Annotated in this window: 14 protein-coding genes; 2 read left to right on the top strand and 12 right to left on the bottom strand. The window is 54.5% G+C overall.

Features of this window, described 5'->3' with window-relative positions:
* Nucleotides 1-49: 49 nt before the first annotated feature.
* Nucleotides 50-733 carry a hypothetical protein gene (locus tag H5T67_08895; GenBank protein MBC7245431.1) on the top strand — a complete coding sequence of 228 codons (684 nt, stop codon included), beginning with the start codon at nt 50-52 and terminating at the stop codon, nt 731-733.
* A gap of 13 nt (nt 734-746) precedes the next feature.
* Here H5T67_08895 and H5T67_08900 read toward each other — a convergent pair whose 3' ends face one another.
* The 4 genes from H5T67_08900 to H5T67_08915 all read right to left on the bottom strand — a co-directional run bounded on the left by H5T67_08900 (nt 747) and on the right by H5T67_08915 (nt 8,595).
* Nucleotides 747-3,119 (bottom strand): endonuclease MutS2, encoded by a 2,373-nt coding sequence (locus H5T67_08900; GenBank protein ID MBC7245432.1) that lies wholly within the window; start codon nt 3,117-3,119, stop codon nt 747-749.
* Nucleotides 3,120-3,266: 147 nt separating this feature from the next.
* Nucleotides 3,267-5,732: a phenylalanine--tRNA ligase subunit beta gene (locus H5T67_08905; GenBank protein ID MBC7245433.1), complete on the bottom strand. Its 2,466-nt coding sequence runs from the start codon at nt 5,730-5,732 to the stop codon at nt 3,267-3,269.
* Nucleotides 5,733-5,759: 27 nt separating this feature from the next.
* Entirely contained in the window at nt 5,760-6,791 is a 1,032-nt protein-coding gene (pheS, locus tag H5T67_08910) for a phenylalanine--tRNA ligase subunit alpha (GenBank protein MBC7245434.1), read from the bottom strand.
* A gap of 574 nt (nt 6,792-7,365) precedes the next feature.
* A complete protein-coding gene (locus H5T67_08915) occupies nt 7,366-8,595 on the bottom strand; it encodes an MFS transporter (protein MBC7245435.1) in 1,230 nt (409 codons plus the stop codon).
* A 300-nt stretch (nt 8,596-8,895) separates the two neighbouring features.
* Here H5T67_08915 and H5T67_08920 point away from each other — a divergent pair, with 300 nt between their 5' ends.
* Nucleotides 8,896-10,377, top strand: coding sequence for a hypothetical protein (locus H5T67_08920; protein MBC7245436.1), 1,482 nt, complete (start codon nt 8,896-8,898; stop codon nt 10,375-10,377).
* A gap of 2 nt (nt 10,378-10,379) precedes the next feature.
* Here the strand turns inward: H5T67_08920 and H5T67_08925 are convergent, their stop codons facing one another.
* From H5T67_08925 to H5T67_08960, 8 genes are all read right to left on the bottom strand, one after another.
* Nucleotides 10,380-11,672: a hypothetical protein gene (locus H5T67_08925; GenBank protein MBC7245437.1), complete on the bottom strand. Its 1,293-nt coding sequence runs from the start codon at nt 11,670-11,672 to the stop codon at nt 10,380-10,382.
* Between the two features lie 113 nt (nt 11,673-11,785).
* Nucleotides 11,786-14,146 carry a YfhO family protein gene (locus tag H5T67_08930; GenBank protein ID MBC7245438.1) on the bottom strand — a complete coding sequence of 787 codons (2,361 nt, stop codon included), beginning with the start codon at nt 14,144-14,146 and terminating at the stop codon, nt 11,786-11,788.
* Between the two features lie 15 nt (nt 14,147-14,161).
* On the bottom strand, nt 14,162-16,594 hold the full coding sequence (locus tag H5T67_08935) for a glycosyltransferase family 39 protein (GenBank protein ID MBC7245439.1): 2,433 nt from the start codon (nt 16,592-16,594) through the stop codon (nt 14,162-14,164).
* Nucleotides 16,578-17,267, bottom strand: a complete 690-nt coding sequence (locus H5T67_08940) for an NERD domain-containing protein (GenBank protein MBC7245440.1) — start codon at nt 17,265-17,267, stop codon at nt 16,578-16,580. The genes H5T67_08935 and H5T67_08940 overlap by 17 nt, the downstream gene beginning before the upstream one ends.
* Before the next feature lie 5 nt (nt 17,268-17,272).
* Nucleotides 17,273-18,283 (bottom strand): phosphate acyltransferase PlsX, encoded by a 1,011-nt coding sequence (plsX, locus tag H5T67_08945; GenBank protein MBC7245441.1) that lies wholly within the window; start codon nt 18,281-18,283, stop codon nt 17,273-17,275.
* A 95-nt stretch (nt 18,284-18,378) separates the two neighbouring features.
* Nucleotides 18,379-18,963: a hypothetical protein gene (locus H5T67_08950; protein MBC7245442.1), complete on the bottom strand. Its 585-nt coding sequence runs from the start codon at nt 18,961-18,963 to the stop codon at nt 18,379-18,381.
* Nucleotides 18,960-22,535: a transcription-repair coupling factor gene (gene mfd, locus H5T67_08955; GenBank protein MBC7245443.1), complete on the bottom strand. Its 3,576-nt coding sequence runs from the start codon at nt 22,533-22,535 to the stop codon at nt 18,960-18,962. The genes H5T67_08950 and mfd overlap by 4 nt, the downstream gene beginning before the upstream one ends.
* A 2-nt stretch (nt 22,536-22,537) precedes the next feature.
* A complete protein-coding gene (locus H5T67_08960) occupies nt 22,538-23,122 on the bottom strand; it encodes an aminoacyl-tRNA hydrolase (protein MBC7245444.1) in 585 nt (194 codons plus the stop codon).
* Between the last annotated feature and the right edge of the window lie 21 nt (nt 23,123-23,143).

Here is a 23,143-nt window from a genome sequence, read left to right on the forward strand (position 1 = left end):
GGCGAGACACACCTTGCCCCTACTCCAGAAATGCAAAGGGGACAGATTTATGGAACTGTGGGAATATATCGAGGTTTTGTGGCGTTGGGGCTGGGTTATCGTGCTGGTGACCGCGTTGTGTGCTGCGGCAGCGCTCGGCTTGGGCAAACTGCAAACTCCGCGCTACAGTGCGATCGCGGAATTGATGATTACCCCAGCCCGGCTCGAACAAGGTCTAAGCCAGACGGTGGTCAATATGCTGCGCAACTATGCGTCAAGCGTCCAGACCGAGAGCACCGCCCGGCGAGTTATAAAGCGGCTCGGGTTGAGCGGTATAGAGGCTGCTGAACTGCGCTCGCAAATCAAAGCAGAGGCTATCAAAGACGAGTACAAAGTCAAAATCGAGGTCACCGATGAGGATCCTGTTTTTGCTCAACGTGTCGCGCAGGCAGCTGCGGAGGTCCTGATCGAGGATGTGCAGGCGTTCGCCGCAAAACAGGACCCCCTGGACCGCTTGACCGCCACGATACTCAACGGAAGCGCTCAGCCAGCCAGCCGAACCTGGCCGAAAATGCGCCTATTGGCATTTGCCGGTGTGGGCGGGGGATTGGTGTTGGGACTGCTCACGGCGTTATTCCTGGAATGGGCACGTGTGGAACTGGTGCGAACGCCACAGGAAATGGAACAGTGGTTCGACTTGCCAGTGTTAGGCAGCATACCAACGGTCAAGAAATCTACAAAAAGCAGAACATAGATGGTGAGTTTGCTCATACCTTCGGCACCAGTTTGACGATGGTTACCCCCTCGCCACCTTCGTTCAATTCCCCTGCTTTGAAAGAGGCTACTAATGGGTGCGCGGCCAAGGCTTCGCGCACTACTTTGCGCAATGTGCCCGTGCCTTTGCCGTGGACAATGCGCACATAGGGCAGAGAGGCTAGATAAGCGTCATCCAGGTGCTTGTTCAGGAGGGGCAGCGCTTCTTCTACACGCATGCCTCGCAAGCTGAGTTCCACGCTTGGCATAGGTCGCGGGGACAGTACAATGTGCACTTCGCTCTCAGTCCTGGGTGGGCTGGTCGGCTGTCGTTTCTCTAGATCGAGCACGGGTACTTTTGCGCGGAACAAGCCCACCTGCACTTCCGCCTCCTCCTCACCAAGGTGAAGAATCTGGCCCATTTGGTTCAGGCTGGAAATCCAAACTGTATCCCCCACCGCCAACGGCTCCTGCAAGACCTGGGCTTTCTCCAGAATGGGCGACGGTTCGATTTGTTTCTGTTCCTGCATCGCCTTTGCGATACGTCGTTCGGTCTCCTCCAGCCATGCTTGGGTTGTCTGCTGCTGTTTAATCATCTCACGGATACGTCGCAATTCCTCTTGCGCTTGCTCCAATTGCGCCCGGGCTTCAGCCAGGAGCTGGCGGCGCTCACGCTCCGCTTCGCGCAGCAGTCGGCGCGCCTCTTTTTCCTTCTCGCGGGCCGCAGCCAGCGTAGATTGAGCAGCGTGCGTAGCACGGCCTATTTCGTGGCGTGAGCGACGGATACGCTCCAGGATGCGGTCAGCCTCCATGTCTTCTGCAGAGATCAGCTTCCTCGCTTCCTCGATAATCGGTTGGGGTAAGCCCAGACGCCGAGCAATGGCAAAGGCATTGCTGCGGCCAGGCAATCCAATGGTCAGTTTGTAGGTGGGTGACAATGTGCGCACGTCAAACTCAACCGAAGCATTCTCCACCCCCGGTGTGGCCTGCGCGAATAATTTCAACTCATTGTAGTGAGTCGTAATCATGGCTGGAATGCGCCGCTGCAATAACTCGCTGAGGATAGCTCGTGCCAACGCAGAGCCTTCCGTAGGATCGGTGCCTGCACCCAGTTCATCCAGCAATACCAGCGAGTTTTCATTCGCTTCAGCCAGGATAGCAACGATGTTGCCCATGTGGGAAGAGAAAGTGGATAGGCTCTGCTCAATGCTCTGCTCGTCGCCGATATCGGCAAATAACCCAGAAAATACCCGCAAAGCCGAACCCTCCGCCGCGGATATCTGCAACCCGCATTGTGCCATCGCGGCCAAAAGTCCAACCGTCTTCAAGGCAACCGTCTTGCCCCCTGTGTTCGGGCCGGTGATCACCAGGATGGCGAACTCGCCGCCCAAGTGAACATCAATGGGCACCACAGTATCTGCAGGCAAGAGAGGATGTCGCGCACGTAGCAGGTGCAAGTATTCGGGGAACAAGGCCTGGGAGTTTTTAGCGATGCCCGGACTCTCGATCAAGTCAGGCTCCACTGCTTTGATTGCGAAGGCGTAATTGGCCTTGGCAAAAGCCAAGTCCAATTCAGCCAGAGCCTGCACGGTCGCGCGTATTGGCTCAGCGTGCTCGGCTACAGCGGCAGTCAACTCGCGCAAGATGCGCTCAACCTCATGCTGCTCATCCAATTGAAGCTGTCTCCACTGGTTGCCCAATTCCACGACGGCTAAGGGTTCGATGAACAAAGTTGCTCCACTTGCCGACTGGTCATGTACGATACCAGGGATGCGTCCCTTGAATTCAGCTTTCAGCGGAATGACATACCGTCCACTGCGTTGAGTGATCAAAGCTTCCTGCAAGTAATGCGCGTTATCAGGTGAGGAAATCAGGCGATTGAGGCGATCCAAAAGTCGGTCTCGTGCTACTGCCAACTCGCGTCGAATGTGCGCCAAGGTTGGGCTAGCGCTATCCAAAACCTCACCACGGTCGTTGATGCAGCGTGCGATTTGTGCCACCAGAGCGGGGCACTCTTCGATCCGTTGCGCAATGGCTGCCAGCGTGGGAAAGCGTTCTGCTTTGGGCAGGATAGCGCGACGCAGCGTTTTGCCACTGACCAGAGTTGCCTGCACATCAAGCAATGCCTGTGCATCCAGCATTGCACCAATCTCGGCATTCCTGACCACCGGACGCACATCCCGTGCTCCGCCAAGAGACAGGCCCGGCTGCAACAAAAGCAACAGTTTAGCCTCACTTGTTTCCCGCTGCCGTCTGCGCACTTCCTCGGGATCGCTAGAAGGCCGCAGGCTCAGAGCCAGTTCGCGTCCAGCCGAGAACGAAGTGTGAGCCGCTAGGCGTTCAAGAATCTTATTGAGTTCTAGCGTTTCCAAATATTTGGTATTCACTTCACTCGCGCGCACTCTTTAGTTGTCACAACTCACAAGGGGTCATAGAGCCTTTTTGAGAATAAAACTAGCCCGTTGGATTATAAATCAAGCCCACATAAATAGAAATTTTCCGTCATCTCTATCATTCGTGAGCACGAATCTGTTTCAGGTACGTAATTGCGCACCTAGTTCTCTCTCTAGTGTTCTTTGTATGCGCAATTGAACTCTGTCCACTTCGTCATCGGTCAAGGTGCGGTCCATGGCTTGATAGGTGAGTGTATAAGCCAAGCTTTTCTTGCCCGGTGGCACCGGTGCACCGCGGTACACATCGAACAGCTCCACCTTCTGCAATAACTTGCCACCAGCCCTCACAATAGCGTCGCGCACCTGCACTGCGGGCACATCCTCATCCACAACCAGAGCCAGGTCTCGCGCTACGGCAGGAAAGCGCGAAATTGGCTGGTAGTAATAGGAGGAGGGCGCAAGCGCCAGAAGGGCTTCCAGGTCGAACTCCAATAGGCACACCCGTTGCGCAGGCAAATCAAAATTCTCCCGCACCAGTGGATGCACCTCGCCTAGCACGCCGATGTCGCAGTCATTCATCACCAGCTTGGCTACCCGGCCAGTTTGGAATGCGGGGTGATCTGTCGGCTCGAAGGAATAGCCAGTAATGTGCAGATGATGGAGCAGAGTTTCAACCACGCCTTTCAGGTCATAAAAGTCTAGTGGCTCCCCTCGCTTTACTGCCCAACTCGTGACGTGACGAGGGCCAGTCAGCGCAATCCCCAAACGGCGAGGTTCGTCCGGAAGCTCCTGCCCTGGCTGCGGCAGATAGACCCTCGCTATCTCAAAGATAGTCACCCGCTCCGTGAAGCGCAGGTTATCGCGCAGCGTCTCTAGCAGTGAATTCATCAGAGTGCGCCGCATATATTCCCGCTCGCTGGTTAGCGGATTGGCCAAGCGGATATAGCCGTTTGGATCCACTGCTTTCCTGGCAGGATCGAGCTTGGACACGCTCTCTAGATTGGTCAATGAGTAGGTGATTACCTCCGTCAACCCACAGCCAACGAGGATGTCCCGCACTTGCTGCTCTCCCTCCAGGCTGAAATTGCGGCGTTGTGGCGGCAACTCGTCCCGCAAAAGCGTATCCGGTATCTTGTCATAGCCAACAACACGCGCCACCTCTTCTACTACATCTGCGGGTATCTCGACGTCCAGGCGATAATAAGGCACGGTAATGCGAATTGGAGCGGGATCTTCGCCAGGTTCACAGGCGAATCCCAGCGATTGCAGGATTCCCACCGTCTGCTGGCGACTGATCTGGATGCCCAGCAAGCGGGTGACCTCCCCGGATGGCAGGTCAATGGTCCTGATCTGCTGCTTTACAGGGTAGCAATCGGCAATGCCTGCTGCGATCACTCCACCCGCTAGTTGACGCATCAGTTCGCTAGCACGCTGAGCAGCTATGACTGTGGCCTCAGGGGGCAAACCACGTCCAAAGCGAAGCGATGCTTCGCTGGGCAACTTGAGCAACTCGGAGGTACGGCGGTTATTGAGATTGTTGAAGTTGGCAGACTCCAGAAGCACGTTCGTGGTGAAGGGACTGATTTCAGTGTCCAAGCCGCCCATCACGCCAGCAATAGCCACAGGGCCACTGCCATCGGTAATAAGCAGCATATCGGGTTCAAGCTGGCGCTCAACGCCATCCAAAGTGGTAATGGTCTCCCCTTGCCGGGCGCGACGCACAATAATCACAGGTTTCTCACCTGTTGTGCGGCCGCGCAACTTATCATAGTCAAAGGCATGCAGGGGTTGGCCCCATTCCAGCATGACATAGTTGGTGATGTCCACGATGCAATTGATGGGGCGCATCCCAGCCATGCGCAGACGCCGCTGCATCCATACGGGCGATGGGCCAACTTTGACCCCCTTAATCAATGTGGCACTGTAGCGCGCACACAAGTCTGGATCGGCGATCTCGATTTCGATCTGACCCGCAATGGGCGTTCCCTCTGCCTTCATTGTTGGTTCAGTCAACTTGAGCTTCTGGCCAGTAAGTGCAGCCACCTCTCGAGCCACGCCAATGACCGAGAGACAGCGGCCCAGGTTAGGGGTCAGGTCTATATCCAGAACCGTGTCCCCAAGATAGTCCTGCAAAGGCACCCCCACCGGCGCATCTGCATCGAGGATCAGGATGCCCTCATGCTCGTCCGACAATCCAAGTTCCTTCTCCGAGCAGACCATGCCTGCCGAGAGCACACCGCGAATCTTGGTCGGTTTAAGCGTAATGTAGCGCCGTTCCTCGGAATAGCCATCGATGAGCTTGGCGCCACTGCGGGCAAAGGCTACTTTCTGCCCACGGTCGCCCACCCTCAAGTTGGTTGCTCCGGTGACCACAGCCTCTGGCTCACCCGCGCCATGATCCACCACGGCGATGGTCAAGCGGTCAGCATTGGGGTGCGGGCGCACCTCCACTACCTCGCCTACTACGATTTTGTCGCGGTCCCACTCCGCACCAATCTGCTCGATTGCTGCTACCTCCAACCCAGCCAAGGTCATGCGTTCCGCCAATTCGGGCAAAGGCAGCACAATGTCCACATACTCTTTTAGCCAGCTTAACGGTACCCTCATCGTGTCATCTCCTTCACAATATCTGGCTTACGCAAACTGCTGCAAGAAGCGCAAGTCGTTGGCAAAGAAGTAACGGATATCATCAATGCCATATTTCAGCATGGCAATGCGCTCTGGCCCCATGCCAAAGGCAAAGCCAGTGTAGATAGCAGGGTCGTAGCCTCCGTTGCATAGCACCTGTGGATGCACCATGCCCGAGCCCAAGATCTCTAGCCAGCCTGTGTACTTACAAACACGGCATCCCTTGCCCTTGCAAAGGATACAATCAATGTCCATCTCTGCGCTGGGCTCTGTGAACGGGAAGTAACTGGCGCGGAAGCGCACTTTGCGTTCTGCACCAAACATCTGTCGGGCAAAGTGGGTCAGCACACCTTTCAGGTCGCCCATCGTTACATGATAGCCGATGGCCAGCCCCTCAACCTGGTAGAACATGGATTCATGTCGAGCCGTGACCTGCTCATAGCGATAGCATTTTCCGGGCAAGATGACCCGAATCGGTTCGGGACAATACATGCGCATGACCCGTATCTGCCCTGGGGAGGTATGCGTGCGCAACAACACCCCTTCGCGCGTGGTGTGTAACGTGCTCCACATGTCGCGCGCGGGATGGTAGGGAGGGATGTTGAGCAATTGGAAATTATTGAGATCTGTTTCCACCTCCGGAGTTTCCACCACCTGGAAGCCCATTTGTGCGAAGATGGCGTAAATCTCGCGCAATGTGCGTGTGCTGATATGCAGGCAGCCAGGGCCAACCGGACGTCCTGGCAAAGTCACGTCAATCCGTTCCTCTGCTAGCCGGCGCTGGATTTCCTCCCGTTTGAGTGCTTCTGCCTTCTCTGCGTAAGCCCGCTCCAAGGTCAGCCTGAGTTGGTTGGCAGCTTGGCCGATGGCAGGCCGCTCCTCAGGTGGCAACTGCCCCATGCCGCGCAGGATAGCAGTGAGTGACCCCTTCCGCCCCAGGTAGGCGACACGCCATTTGTCCAAGGCTTCCGTCGAACTCACATCTTTCAGTTCGTCCAGAGCTTTCTTCTCCAGCGCGCGCAATTGATCTGAGACCATGTCTTGCCTCCCTTTGATTGCTTCAAATCCCCAAAGCATGCCCTCTCGCCAACATCCGATGGACTATTCTGCAGTTAGTAAAACAAAACGGTTGTGACTTCAGGGACGAAGTCGCAACCGTTACGTCTCCGCGGTACCACCCTGTTTGGCCAAGTGTATCTTGACCCTCTCTATGCTGGCGGCCAACGCTTAAACATGGCTTACCAGCCGCCCGGCTAACGGCGGGCTGCCGGAGCGACCTACTTACAAACGCGGCAGGCGTTTGGTTCAGTCGTCGGCTCAGGAGTGAACTTCAGCGAGGTACTTCCCAAGGAGGCTTCCAGTCCAGGACCTCCTCTCCCTGTTGGCCCTCACTCGCTTACTCTCTCCGTCGCAGCCTTTCGCTTCTCATTATAGGCAGGATGCCGTTCTAGTCAAATATGAATACCGAGCTTCGCACATGAGTTGGTAGATCTTTGCAAGACCCGGATTTTGAAAGCGCAGAGTCCCAATGAGGCGAGATTCTTCGCTGCTTCGCGGCTCAGCATCACATTGCGAGGGGGTGCACCTGCTCAAACTGGATCACAGTCCAGCCCTATCCCTCGCTTTCGCTGCTCACATTATGTAAGTTCGCCACCGCCGGTGGCTTCCACAACCACATAGCGAGAGCAGCAAGCAAAGCCAAGATCGCACCAAAGAAGAATGGCGCTGGAGCGCCAAAGCCTCGGAAGCCCAGGGCGGGCAACCCATCCCACAACAACCCTGCAATAAGCGAAGCAGGGAAATCCAAGATGCCCAAAACTGCGTTGTAGGTGCCGTAAGCGGTACCGCGCACGGCCTCAGGCACGATATCTGCTATCATCGCTTTTGCCGTGCCGTAGCTCAAGCCATAGTACAGGCCATACAAGGCATAGAACAGCCACACCTGCCAGCCTTGCTTGGCCAGCGCGAAGCCCAAATAGATGAGGGCATAGACTAGCCAGCCACCGATGACCAGACTACGACGTCCGATGCGGTCGGATAACGACCCGGCAGGCGCAGAAATCAAGGTGTAAATCAAATTGAAGGTAGCGAGCATAGCAAGGACACCTAGGACGTTCAACCCTCGCTCCTGGGCACGCAAAACAAGAAATGCATCCGATGAATTACCCAGGTCAAACAGCCCCACGATGAGCATAAACACCATGAACGGCTTGCCCAGACTGCGAAAAGCAAGTTTGGGAGCCTCTTGTTGCTTGGTCACCGCTACGTCTTGTGCACCCAGTGCCAAGGACAGCACTGCCAAAAACGCGGGGATAATGCTGATCAGCACGACCGCGCGAAACGTTGCCGCAGTCAACCCCACCTGCGATCGCTGGCTGAGCCAAACAACCAGAAGGGCAATCAGAATCCCCACCATGGCGCCACCGGTATCTGCCGCGCGTTGCAAGCCAAAAGCTAGGCCACGGTCTTGTTCACGCACTGAGTCTGCAATCAAAGCATCGCGTGGTGCAGTACGAATGCCCTTGCCAATGCGATCAGCCCAGCGTACCGCCGCTACGACCAACCAGGAGTTAGCGACGTAAAAGAAGGGCTTGACCACGGCAGAAATGCCATACCCGGCCACTGCCAGCCATTTCCTCTGACGCAGTTTGTCGGAAAGCCAACCAGAAAAGACCTTCAATAGGCTGGACGTCGCTTCGGCGATGCCCTCGATGAACCCAATGATGTTTGTCTTGATGCCCAGCACATTGGACAAAAACAAGGGTAAGATATTGATCACCATCTCGGTAGAGATGTCCATGAAAAAGCTGGTCAGGCTGGTAGCCCAGATATTGCGATGCATGGTGCGCCAGCGCGGTTTTTCCACCAATTCTTGAGCAGTTTGAGACATAGTTACCACCTTTTTGCTTATGCCCAATGCTTTGTCAGTGGGCATATGCAGATTGATATAAATGTCGGAAGAATTCTTGCACCACAACCCATACTAAGCTTCTCATCGAAAAAGTCGTTCAAATAACCTAAATATACACCCAACCGCCGTTGCCACCAAATCAACAAATAGCCCCATGATAAGCAGCGAAATTGGGCAGTTATCCCCATGAAGATTTTTCCCATGAATGGCATAGGCAGATATAATGGGGATATGGCAAGGTCCTTGCATGACTGTCTAGCGGAATACCCACGCATTATGTTAGAGGCAATCGCAGAGGGATGGGGCATTTCTCTAACTGATGAGCGAACGCCTGAAATTATCGCACGGCTCGAAATGGAAATGACCAATGCGGAAACGGTGAGTATGGTTTTGCAACGCCTGAGCGATGCGGAGAGGGAAGCGCTGGCACTAGTCGCCTCTACAGGACAGATAAAGGCTCATGTCATGGTTCGCCGCTATGGGCCCATCCGCCGCTTGGGCCCCGGTCGTCTCGAATGGGAGCAGGCTTGGAAACAACCTGCCTCAGCTACGGAAAGGCTCTGGTTTCTCGGTCTCATCTACCGCGGATATGGCCTAGACGAGCATTATCATGGCGAGATGTTCTTTATCCCACCGGAAATCCAGAGCGTCTTGCCGCCCTTGCCCATTCGCCTGCCTGTTTTCACTGTAGAACCCGCCCCAAAGCCAGCTGTTGTGCGCGACGACCGGGATGCCCTTGCCCGCGATGCATTTGTCATCCTCAGCTACTTGCGCAACCACGAAGTACGGGCCAGGATGGGCATATTGGCACCACATGTGCTGGCCCAGTTGCGCCCAAGGCTGGCCCATCCAGCAGACCAACAGCGTCTACTGCTTCTCCATCATCTCTGCCAGCAGACGGGCTTGATCCACAGGGAAGAAGGGCTATGGAAGCCAACCAGTGTAGCGGCGAGTTGGCTCAAAGAAGGAACTATAACCAGGTGCCGCGTCTTCTATCAGGCCTGGCTGGAAGATGCGAGTTGGAACGAACTTTGGATGGTTCCTGGCATACACTGCGAAGATACCGGCTGGTGCAATGACCCTGTGTTAGCACGTAAGGGTATCCTGAACCACTTACTGAAATGCCCTACCGACAGGTGGCTGACCATCGCTTCCTTGGTAGAGGCCATTCACGAAATTGATCCCGACTTTATGCGTCCAGATGGAGATTATGAGTCTTGGTATATTCGTGATGCTCATACTGGCCAGTATTTGATGGGCTACAGCGCTTGGGAAAAAGTGGAGGGTGCATGGATTCGCTACCTGCTAGAAGGCCCTTTATGCTGGCTCGGGGTGGTGGTAACGGGGTACGCACAAGGAGCACAACGTGCCTCTTCCTTCATGGTTACGACTCTGGGGGCAGCCATTTTGGGATTGAGAGAAATCCAGGAAGAACCACCGCAGCAAATCGTGGTAAATCCCAATTTCCAAGTGCTTGTCCCGCATTCCGCAAGTTGGTATGACCGCTTTTTGGTGGAACGTTTTGCCCATTGGGTAGATGAACGGGATGGGATTACACGTTATGTAATACGGGCTGATTCGGTGCGTGCCTGTCTGGCTAGCGGAGTAACCTGGAAGCAGATCCTCGCCTTCCTGCGTCGGGCTACGGGGAACAGAGTGCCGGAACCTGTACAGCGCGCTCTGCAATCCTGGGCAAAAGCGAACCCGGCGTGATACTACCAACTTATGCTGCGGATATTGGCCCAATCCCCAACTTCCGCGTAGATAATGGCGCCGGTGAATCCCTGAACGCGGTAGGTCTTGCCCCGCCACTTGATGTCGAACTCAGGCGTCAACGGAGACCCTAGGTTGTTCTTGCGCGCGTACTTAGGGAATGCGGCATCCGGATTATAGGACAGACCTCGCCGGTTCCAGGCTGCATTGCGCAACGTCTCCTCCAAGGGCAGTGGGGAAACAGGCTCTGGGTCCGGCCCCATTGCTTTGACCGCGGCTACGACCGGCAGTTCACGATCCATGCGGTACCATGCACTTTCAGTCCAGGACGAATCAATGTGCCCCATCCTTTCGTTGGCAATGAGCCACGGGCACATCGCAAAGAAATAGTCCTCGGCGTTATCCCGCAACCACTGGAACATGGCTACCGTGCGCTCTGCATGTCCCTCGTAGTTATAGCCGGGATAGCGTGAATCCCATTGCTGCCATCCCCCTTTGGGCACAAAAACACCGCCTTCAGTAGAGATAACCGGTACCTGTAAGCCAAAGTGCTCCTGAAGCAACTGCGCCGGCACACGATGACCAATCAGGGAATTGTCGTCATCCATAATGGTCTTGCCTGGCTGATCCTGCTGGCAAATTGGATCGTAAGGGTATTCAAAGTGCCAGACGCCATTGCTATCCTTATAGCAATGGTTCAACACTCCATCGTGGACAGCAATCCAAGCCCCGTTGCGGAATACTTCCAAAGCATCAGCACGAGCATGCTGATCCAACCAGTTGAAGGCATTGATGTACCAAGGGATACTGCCGTGTTCAGAATGATGACCGGATTGGGCCAAAGCAGGAAATGCAGGATAACCACCCAACGCGATAATCGCCTTGGCATCTTGTAACCAATGCTGCATCACAACATCGGGTCTGCCACCCGCTTGCCATTCTCCTGCTTGCCACTCTTCGGGCAGGTTCGGCTCGTTGTTGGTCTCAAAATACCGCACGCCCAGTGCAATGAGCTCAGCAACGGTCTGCTTCTCACGATCCCCAAGATGTCCAGGATTAGGGCGAGCACGGTAGAGACGTACTATGGGGATAATCCCTTTGGACAGCAGCTTTTGACAGACATGCTTCGAAGACCCCCCGCCATCATCCAGCAGTTTCACCCATTTCATGTTCATAGCCAGCAATTCGTTGATCCACCAATCCAGCGAAGAGCCCGAGGGGTGAAATACCGAAGCAGACCAATGGATGCCTCGGCGGCTTTCATTTGCGGGGCGCACAAAATCCTGCAGGTTCATCGCATGACCTCCTCTATGTGTTCAGGGGCTGATATGCATACATGCCATATTTGCCAGCAATATCACTGACAGGCTATTGTAACACAAAGTGTTTGGTTTACAAACACCTACGGCTAACCGCGAACTCGCCAACGTACGATCAGTATCCTGAAAGCAAGAACAACCGACGCAATCCAGGTGAACAAACTGCACGCCAGCCCAACTTTCCAGGCTGCGGGTTGGAAATAGAACCGCACTTTGTGTGCTCCGGGTGTCAGGAACACAGCCCGGAAAGCGTAATTGGCGCGTTTCAACTCGGCAAGTTGGCCATCCACTTCCACTTGCCATCCCGGGTAATAGACCTCGCTTATGACCAGATAGCCAGGCAACGAAGTAAAAGCCTCCAATTGGATTTCATTGTTAGAATATGACACGATGCGCGCTTCTGAACTGCCGACTTGGCCAGGATCCAGTGTTTCGCCGCCTTCGACCACAACCATGGTGGCAGGATCGAAGCCGCTGCGGTGAATCGCAGCAAAAGCCGCTTCTTGATCGGATACCGACTCCGATTTGTGGACAACAAAAGCGCGGGGCAAAACGTTCTTGTTCCGGTAGATATTCACGTTGGGATCAGCCTCAAAAGCCAACTCAAACTTGCCCCAGTCCAAGACGACATCTTTGTGCCCGATGAGGTACTTGGCATTGAGGAAATCGTACAGAGGGCTGGAACGACTGCCCAATCCCTCCCAATAGCGATGATAATCAGCCAGGACTAGGGGGTTGTAAATGCCCCATACATCGAAGATGCCATGCATCAGGCTGAGATTGGGTTGCCAAACATCCCAGACTTCTGTGCGCGTATCAATGCGATAGTACTCTGGATCGTTTTTCAAGAAAGCAATCGCTGCTGGATGCTGGAAGCCTGTCGTGGGATCGTTTGCCTCCAGCTCTGTATAAGCGCCCAGGCTCGCGAGGTCGAACAGGATCAAAGTGAAAGCAACAAATCCCAAGGTAGCCCGGCTAACCCAGCGCCTGTTGCGCAGATGCAGCAGCAATACGCTGCAGCCCAGAAGGAGCAGGGCAAAAACCACTCCACTTGTGCCAGCCAAAAGGCGTGCAAAAATCTCTGGAGCCTTATCCTGGCTATAAAGCAGCGTGGCATAGGCAATCGGCAAGCTCACCGCTGCTACGCTGAATGCGAGCAAAGGGGAGAACTGCAGGATGCGGCGCCAGGTCCCCCGATTGGAGTGGGGAATAGGACGCAACAGCGCATCCAAGCCCAGTGCAGCTAGACCAGCCAAGGCGAAATCCAAAAGGTAGATAAAGCGGGCGGGTGCACGGACCAGGTTAAACCCAGGCACAAAGCGATATAACCAACCATGCAGGATAGTGAAATTGCCCAAAGCCAGAAAAAGCGCTGCTAATGCGAGCAAAGCCAGGAATCGTGTTAGCCGCTCACGGCGCAACAACAAAGCCAGGCCTGCTAAAAAGAGGGTCAGGATACCCACGTAGCCCACTTCCACGCGCGGCCATGGCCCCCAATAACCTCCAGGACCACGGCCAAAGATGCCCGGGACCACGATGCCAACTAACGCCAGCGGAGGTAGAGAGTACTGACTTGCTTCTGAGTAAGTTAGATCTGCGCGCAGTGAGAGGCGTGACATCTCATAGCCAGGAATCAATGTCAGTGCAGAAACGCCAAAGGCAATTGCCAGTGTCAGCACAAACAGGGAGGCCAATTGCCCTAGAACACGCCACCCAAAACTTCTGTGGTTGTAGACATGGTACAGGAAGCATAACCCCAAAGCCAGGATGATGTACAAGAGGGGCTGAATATGCCCGGCCAATGCTGCAACGCCCAGGAAAACCCCCGAGCCCAGCGCAAACGCAACCCGCTTTTCGCACATAGCACGCCAGAAGAAACAAAAAACCAACGGCAACCAAGCAGCACAGGCGATCATATTCAGGTTGCCGAAATGAGTCACGAACAGATCCGAAAACATGAACGCTACTGCACCTGCCAGCGCTGCCCAGCGCTTCATGGGCTGACGCTCTACGTAGCGCAGACCCAAATAGGCACAAACTCCAGCCAAATAGAAGTGGGCCACTGCTAACCATTCCATCGTCCGATAGTCCAGGTTTGGCCGCAGGGAGAAAAGCAGTACATTAATCGGGTAGAAGAGTGCCGATTGGTTATCGGCCGCAAATGGCGCTCCGCCATACAGATAGGGGTTCCATAATGGAACATCATTAGCGTGGAAGCTGCGCGCAGCAAAGGTGTAGAGAGGGTACAGGAATGAGACTAGGTCACCTCCGCCTGCAGGCATCCAGACATTCGTTGAGAAGAGAAGACGCCAGAAAAATCCCGCTGTGGCCAGCGCTAAAACCCCTAGCGCCAACAGATCGTTGTGAAAATCGTGGCTCAAAAAGCCACGACGGTATAACCGCCAGAGTCCGTATGTTGTTGTGCACCAGGTTAAGGCGATGAGCAGCAATGGCCCCTCCTTTTATCACGGCGACACGACTTGGAAATGTCCGAGCACGACGCGGTCACCCACCACTTGTCCCTGGGCGTCCAGCACGGACAAACGCGTCATGGTTTCCAGAAGATACATGCCCACTTCGAGCTCATAATCTCCTGCAGGTGCTTGCGCATCCAGAGTGAGCAGATGGCGATCAACAATTATCTCATTGACAAACCATTGCATGGTCGGATAACCTTCCTCTAACGGCTGGCTATCGTGTCCAGCCCAGACAGGGCCCTCCGTAGCAGGATTATACGCTTGGCCGACCAGGTGAGTAAATATGGTATAATTGTGCGCTGTCTTATGCCTGCAACGCCAGTACAGATCCAAAACAACAGTATCCCCTGGGTGAAGGACATGCACAGATCTGCCAGAAAAATCAGTAAGCCCATAACCCAGGAGCTCAATGCCATCTTCCAACTGAGCAAATAGAGCCACCGGTGCTGATCCAGCCTTGGGCAAAGGCTTGGTTGCAGCCACGCGCAACTCGCCGAACGAGACAGGCGGGTGTTGCACAGTGCCTTGTCCCTCAACCTCGAAGTGATAAAGGCCCGGGGGTGTATAGGCATAGATATTGACATCCACTTGTTGTCGCCCGACCGGCTGTGCGGGTGGCAAGTTGATTTCGTGTTGCACCAAGATACGCCCCTGTGAATCCACCATGCGCACGGAAATGGTCATCCCGCTATCAGAGGTGTAGTACAAGGCAAGGTGTACCATATCCTGAGGTCGAAATTGCTGTGTGGGCAAGTCATAGCCTAGCAAAGTTGCCCCTTCCCCCAATGGTGCACTCAGGGAATGCTGTGGAGCCAAGTTGCCAAGGTTCACCTCGGCCACTGTCCCAGAAGGAGCAAACAAGATGAGAGCATTGTGACCGAAGCCAAAACTCAATATCCTGCTGTAGCGCTGATCGAGCCAATCCCTCACTAGATTTTCTGGGTCTTCCATCGGAGCGTTCACTTGGGCCAACCATAATCGAGAATGACTCGCAGCCAATGGAGCAAGTTCTTGTTCTACATTGTCACGGTTGATTTGCAGCGCTTGTTGGGGCAAGGGGTACACTGGAGGACGTATATTTCCTGCAGGCAGCCTTTCATAATAGTAACCAAAGATGGGATAACGGCTGCCAGATACCAGCAATACCGCATCATTGGGCTGGGCGTAGGCAGCGATAATGCGCACCATGGTCTGATGCTCGTCACGCAAATAGCGCCCCACGTAGTGACCCGGCAATGTCCAAATGAACATTGCAGTCACAAAGACAAGAGCTCCTACTCCAACCCACCTTATCTGGCGGTACAAGGTGGACAAGCTCCAGGACAGCAACAGGTAAAAAGCGGGAGCAAACAGAACCAGGTAGCGGGCTTCGATCCTAGGTGTGTAGAACAGCCCCCGTGGCAATGTGACAGCATACACGATCAAAGAGGGGATCAGCAGAAATAGAAAAAGCAAAAAGGCTACCGGGGCAATTGCTATGAGCCTCTTGCTCGTTTCTTCCTGGGCAGGCAAGCGTCGTAGCAAGAGCTGAGCAACTGCGATAATGAGAAAGAACGGCGCGACCAGCCACGTGTAACGCTCCACATAGGTAGAAATGCCCAAGGTCAACAATGTAGCGTACAACTGGATGAAGACCCAAAAATTGAACGGAGTGGCCACTGACCACGAGCGCATGCGCGGCAGCGCCAACGCAAGCCAAGGGATGAACAACCCCAATATTGCCAGTTGCATCAGGAGCCAGCGACTGAGAAAGAATAACCGGTTCTTCCCTGTCTGACGGAATAGCAGGTAGAGGACAAAGACATTCTCAATCAGAATGACGCTGACGAAAAGGTAGAGTGTGTAAAGGCCAGACGCCGTGGTAAAGACGTAACAGAAACCCTCCAGCATAGGCTGCCGTTGGTGCTCAGCGGGCTTTTCGGACCCCAGCAAGCCCTCTGCCTGTAGCCAGCGCAGCAGGGTGTAGAGGGACAATACACCCCACATGGTCGCCACAATGTACATGCGCATTTCCTGTGACCACCAGATGTGGAAACGCGAAAGAGCCAGAAGCGCAACGCTGCCCAGTGCAACTTTGCGCCCCAGAAGAAATTTGCCCAGTGGATACAATGCGGCTATCGTCACCATCCCGCAAATGAGTGAAAGGAAACGGGCGGAGAACTCGCTTTCTCCTGCCAAACGCACCCATGCCCACAGTAGCCAGAAATACACTGGTGGATGCACATCGCTTGCCGTCCAAAGCGTCATCTGTGCCCACCCCTGGCGCACAGCCCAAATGGCGAGCCCTTCATCCCACCAAATATTCTGGTTGCCCAGCAGCCAAATGCGTAAGGAAAAAGCAGCGAGCAGGATGATTGCCAGAACTAGAATGTAACGTGCTTGACTGTGGGGGGTGTTCGCCGATTCAAGGATTCTGTTCATCGAATAAGTTGGTCAGTGCCTGCAGTGTCTCTTGACGCAGGTTTTTCTTAGCCATGGCATCCCGCAGATAGGCCTTCAGATCGCCTAGAAGCAGCACGGGCATAGTGGGTTCCACAATATCCAGCTCAGCATTGGGATGGCTAAATACGATCAGGGGTTGTATGGGCACTTGCACATCCGGCAGATGCTTGGCGAGAAAGCGTCGCAACCTCTCTACCTCTAGCAGCACCTGCCTGCTGGGATTCCCAAGGCGCTCTTCGAACAAAGTGCGCAAAAAGCGCCCCAGGTTGAAGCGGTGACGCCATTTCTCGCCGCGGCAGGAAATGTGACCTTCCTGGGGCTTTACGAGCAACACAAAAAGGCCAGCTGGCGAGAGGAGCACATGGTCGGCGGGCAGTACATAGTGATAGAGCCGTGACCCATGATTCAGGCCCTTCAGCACTTTGTCTAGCGCTTGGTCAAAACGAGGGTCACGCAGCCATTTATTCCCACGCATGGCTCCCCAGCTCATCACAAGCATGCCCAACAGCATCACGATATAAGCAACCAGCATAGAGCGCGGGTTAAGCGAAAGCATCACAGAGGCAAACAGCAATGTGAGCCCGATAGTAATCGCACGACGAGCAAAAGTAGCTTGCTTTTTGACTAGTGGCTCATTGATGACCACTCGCATACTGCTTACGCCTCCGAGAATTTGCTCAGGTTTTGCGTGATGCCAGCCTTGATAGCATCCAGCGTGCCCTCTTCCACGGCTTGCTTGGCCACGCGAATGGCATTCTTGATGGCTAAGGAATCTGAGCGGCCGTGAGCAACGATGACGATTCCATCCACGCCCAACAACGGCCCGCCACCATACTCGCGGTAGTCAAGGCGCTTCTTCACCTGGTCGAAAGCGCCTTTTGCCAGCAGAGCGCCAACCGTGGCCAAGGGCCTGCTTTTGATCTCCTCTTTGATGATATCCAACAAGAAGCCAGCCACACCCTCGGTCAATTTGACAATGACATTGCCGGTGAAACCGTCAGTGACAATCACGTCGGCAAAGCCTGCCGGGATGTCCTTGCCCTCCGCATTGCCAATGAAATTGAGACCGCTCGCCTTGAGCAGCGGGTACGTTTCCTGCACCAGCATGTTGCCCTTGCCTTCTTCCTCGCCATTAGAAACAATCGCCACGCGAGGATTAGCTATGCCCAATACGCGCTCAGCATAGACGCTGCCCATGACCGCGAACTGAAGCAGATATTCCGGCTTGCAATCCGTGTTTGCCCCTAAATCCAGCATAAAACATGGCCCTTTGCGCGTAGGGAATACCGTGGACAGCGCCGGTCGTTTGACTCCTTTGATGCGCCCAAGGTAAAAAAGCGCTGACGCTAGGACACCACCCGAATTGCCTGCGGACACAAACGCATCAACCTCTCCTCGCTTGAGCATCTGCATCGCGACGACCATGGAAGCATCCTTCTTGCTCTTCACTGCGGCAGCAGGATGTTCCTTCATCTCGATGACTTGGCTGGCATGGACAAGGGCTAGGTTGATCCCAGACAGATTGTGTTTCGCTAACTCCGGCTCCACAACCTCTCGGTTGCCCACCAGCACAATCTCAACCCCGTACTCGCGTGCGGCCTGCACGGCTCCCTCGACATCGGGCTGCGGATGACGATCGCTGCCCATCGCATCAACCACAATCTTCATAATCCCTCTCCTGCTGTGTTATACTTTCCCCGTATGCAAAGCGGGGTCATTATACTGAAACACCTGCTATTTGACAACGTTACGAAAGCAACTCCCTAGGCTAGAAACAGCCGTTGCACAATCTCCATGGGCAGAGCATGGCGATTCTCCACGGTAACTGTGAAGGTGATGAATTCGAGCCCTGGAAGGCGCTGGCGGAATGAATCCAATAGCGTATCGCGCACAACCAACAGGCAACGTGGAATGACACTTGACCTCAATAGATCCAAAACCTTATTGAACCCACTATTTTGCTCCAGTTCGAGGCGACCGATCTCGTCTATGATGAGGAGGTCGCATCCCATACCAATGGCCCGGGCTATCACATCCTGTCCCCACTGCAGAACTTCGGGGTCAAAGTGATAAGGGCCCACATGGGGACTGTGGTATTCCTCTCCCAGCCCAAATGGCTTCAAGGTGGCACCTGTCTGAGCATCAGGCTGATGCACTCGTGCCAGCACTCGTCGTTCGCCTGTAGCCAGATCCAGTGCTTCGATACCTAGGCGTTCTCCCTTTTCATCCAGGATTGGAGGCGTCAAAATGCCGCGCACGCAGTAGCCCCGCTGTCGGGCCAACTCGGCGACTGCGCGACATACCGTGGTCTTGCCCACATGCACCTGACCAGTCAGTACCGCGATCATCCTTGCTCCCCCTGGGTAGTCGATCTATCCATACCGCCAAGATGCAGGAGAAGTGTAATAAGCATCATGCGCCAATCGCTTTCTTCCTCGGTTAACGCAACCCACATCTGACCCCGTCCAACCCAAACACGGCGGCCAAATTGAGCTGCGATTTTAGCAGCCCTTTCTTGAGCAGGGGCGCTCAGCTTCAAAACGATGTGGTTATCCTCCCGACCAACGGCTTGTACTCCGGCTCGACCGGCCAGCAAACGGATGCGAAGCACATACAACAAATCTTCAGTGGGCGGAGGGAGAAGGCCAAAACGATCCTCTAGTTCCTTCCGTAGTTCATCCAGCTCTTCTTCGCTGCTGAGAGCGGTCATGCGCTGATACAGTTTGAGCCGCAGAGTCTCGTTGGGGACATAATCAGCAGGCAGATAAGCCTGCAGTGGCAACTCAATTACCGGTGGCAATGCCACCCCTGGAGTTACCACTTCTGCTTCGAGTCCTTTCTCCTTCAATTCCTGCACCGCCTGAGCCAACAGGCGACAATAGAGCTCAAAACCGATAGCGGCAATATGGCCATGCTGGCGTGCACCCAAAATCTCGCCCGCGCCTCGGATCTCCAAGTCGCGCATGGCAATACGGAAACCAGCACCCAACTCACTGGCTTCGAGGATTGCTTCCAGACGGCGTCGGGCGACTTCGGACAGTCGTAGCCGTTTTTCGTGCAGCAGATACGCATACGCCTGTACAGTGCTGCGTCCGACTCGACCGCGCAACTGGTAGAGCTGGGCAAGGCCAAAAGTGTCAGCGCGATTGATGATGATCGTGTTCACATTCGGGATATCCAGGCCACTTTCTATAATCGAAGTGCACACCAGGACATCGTATTTGCCGGCTGCAAAATCCAGCATCACCTGAGAGAGTTTTTCCTCTGGCATTTGCCCATGTGCAATAGCAATGTTCGCTTCCGGCACGATCTTTTGCAATCGCTGCGCTATCTGCCGAATACCCTGTACGCGATTGTGTACAAAATAGGTTTGTCCGCCCCGGTTCATTTCGCGCAGTATAGCCCGCCGTATCAGACCCTCATCGTACTCAGCCACTTGGGTACGTATGGGCAAACGCTCCTCTGGTGGCGTGTCTATCGTGCTCATGTCCCGCACCCCGCTCAGGGACATGTGTAGAGTGCGTGGGATGGGGGTAGCTGTGAGTGTCAGCACATCAATCTGCTGGCGCATCTGCTTCAACCATTCTTTGTGTCGCACGCCAAAGCGCTGCTCTTCGTCCACGATCAGCAAGCCAAGGTCCTTGAACTCCACATCTTTCTGTAACAGCCGATGCGTGCCGATGACGATGTCTATCTTCCCGTCGCGCAGGCCTTGCAGTACCTTCCGCTCCTCCTGAGGCGAGCAAAAGCGCGATAACATAGCTACCTCTACCGGAAAAGCAGCCAGACGCTGCTGGAAAGTCAGCAAGTGCTGTTGAGCCAAGACAGTTGTGGGCACAAGCACAGCAACCTGCTTGCCATCCATAACTGCTTTGAAAGCAGCGCGCACGGCGACTTCCGTTTTCCCATACCCCACATCACCGCAGATGAGGCGATCCATGGACCTGGGTCGCTCCATATCTGCTTTTACTTCCGCTAGGGCACGCAATTGATCCTCTGTCTCCTCATAGGGGAACGAAGCTTCTAACTCTTCCTGCCATACATTGTCTGGTGAGAAGGCGTGTCCTTCCACCACCTCTCGGGCAGCATACAATGCAAGCAGTTCCTTGGCAATGTCCTGCACTGCCCTTTGGGCTCGCGCGCGGACAAGCGTCCAATCAGCCGAGCCTAGACGATGCACCTGGGGCGCCCGATCACTGCTGCCAACATAACGCGTGATGCGATCCATCTGACTGACCGGCACGTACAAGCGGTCACCGGCGGCGTACTCGATCTCTAGGTATTCCCGCTGTGCGTGGTCAATGATTTTGTGCACTAAACCCTGGTAGATTCCAATGCCATGGTCAACATGCACTATATAATCACCTTCATGCAATTCAGCGAAGAAGGATTCCGGAGAAGCAGCCTTCTTGCGGGTAAAATAACGCCGTTTCGGCTTGGCCCAGCCGAATACTTCTGTATCAGTCAGCAAAGTAATCAAGGGTGCAGGAGGTGCTGTCAACTGTGCCTGCTTAGCAGGCTGCTCTCTTAGCACCCACCCTTCAGCCAGCGCGCCCTGCACAAGGGTCAGGCTTCCTGCAGGTGGCATGTCCAGCATACTTTCCACTGGCGCGATGTATTCTCCCGCCTCGCTAAACATATTGGATAGTCGCTGGGCCTGGCGAGAGACAATCACAATGCGTTGCCCCTCAGCCTTGAGATGGAGGCAGTCTCCTACCAGTTGCTGAACTCGCCCACCGTAGCTGGGAGCAATGCGGAAAGTTGTATCCTCCTCGATGGAAAGAACCTGCGTAGTCTCCTTGTCCTCTTCGTTGGGCATGATGTAACCCAAATGAAACCCTGTCTTGGAAGCCAGGTCTGCACGCAGTGCGCTCCAAGGTTTGTAAGGCGGCGGAAAATCAGAGGAGAGTTGCTTCGTTTCCAACAACTCAGCTTTAAGGTCAGCAGCTTGCGACTCCAATGTTTCGGCGGCTGCTTCGATCGCAGGTAAGTCATCTACGACCAGCAACAAACCCATTGGCAGATAATCTAACAGCGTAGCATGCTCCGCATAGAGACATGGCAGGTAGAATTCCATTCCCTTGAAATACTGTTTCCGCTCCAAGCGCTCTCGATCCTGTTGCCAACGGGATGTCACTAGGCTATCGGCATCTCTATCCATATCATACATGCGCAGACAGGATGCCTTGGCAGAACCTGGCAGAGCTTCACTGGCAGGGTAAAGGGTGATCGTTTCCAGTGTTTGAGAGGAACGCTGAGTAACTGGATCGAACGTGCGCATGCTCTCAATTTCATCGCCAAGCCACTCAATACGTACTGGCTGCGAAGCATTTGGGGGATAAACATCCAGGATGCCACCACGCTGGCTGAACGAACCTGGTTCCTCAACAACAGGAACAGGCTCATAGGCATAGGCAACGAGATGCTCCAGCAATTCGCTTCGCCGAATAGTCTGCCCCACTGACAGAACGAGTATCCCGGCAAGCAGTATAGGCTGAGGTGCGGTCAAGGTCATCAACGCCCAGACAGAAGTAAAGACCATCGGGGGACGGACATACTCCTTATTGGCCAGGGCGGAAAGCACGGAAACACGACGTTGAATCGTTTCTCTATCCCACGGAGTCCGGTCGTAGAAAAGGGCATCTGGAGCGGGAAAGTACCATAAATGGGTAGGATCAGTGGACCACAGACTCGCTTGTTCTTGCAAAAAACGAGCTCGGTCTGGTTGAGCGGACAGCACAAGAACTGGTCCAGCCCAATCGCACTGCAAGGCAGCTAGCACTGCAGGGCGAGCAGCATCCAATAGCCCCCAGGTAAAGGTGAAAACTGAAGGGCTTGGCTTTGACCCTTGTAAGACATCGAGGACATGGCGATAGCTAGAAGCTTTACGGAGAGCCTTCAGCAAAGCACTAAGGTTCACAGCTAATCTTTTGAATTCGAGTCTTCGCCTGATGCGTTGAACTTGTTCATAGCCGCCACAATGCCTTCGGAGATGAACAATTCTATGGCTGCTATCGCTCGCTCATAGGCTTCTTCCATGAGGGTGCTTTCGTCTGGTGTAAAGTCGCTCAATACGTAATCTTGCGGATCCCCACTAATGGGACGCCCAATGCCAATGCGCAATCGCGGGAAATCCTCACTGCCCAGAGCTTCGATGATGGAACGCATCCCCTTGTGCCCGCCCGAGCTGCCTCGTTGCCGCAAGCGAATCTTGCCCAACGGCAGGTCAAGGTCATCATAGACAACCAGTAGGTCTGGTAGCGCAATGTGATACCAACGCAACAGAGGGCGCACAGCCTGTCCGCTCAAATTCATAAAAGTCAGGGGCCTAGCAAGCACTACTCTGATATTGCCCACCTGACCGGTAGTGACCAGAGCTTTGAACATGGCTCTAGCGTGGGTCAGCCCATGTCGTCTAATGAAACGTTCCACGCACTGGAAGCCAACATTATGACGATTTTTGGCATAACTCGGGCCCGGGTTGCCCAAGCCTACGATGAGCTTCACAATTCCTCCAGTACTGATGAA

The organism is Chloroflexota bacterium, assembly GCA_014360905.1.
Taxonomy (GTDB): domain Bacteria; phylum Chloroflexota; class Anaerolineae; order UBA2200; family UBA2200; genus JACIWX01.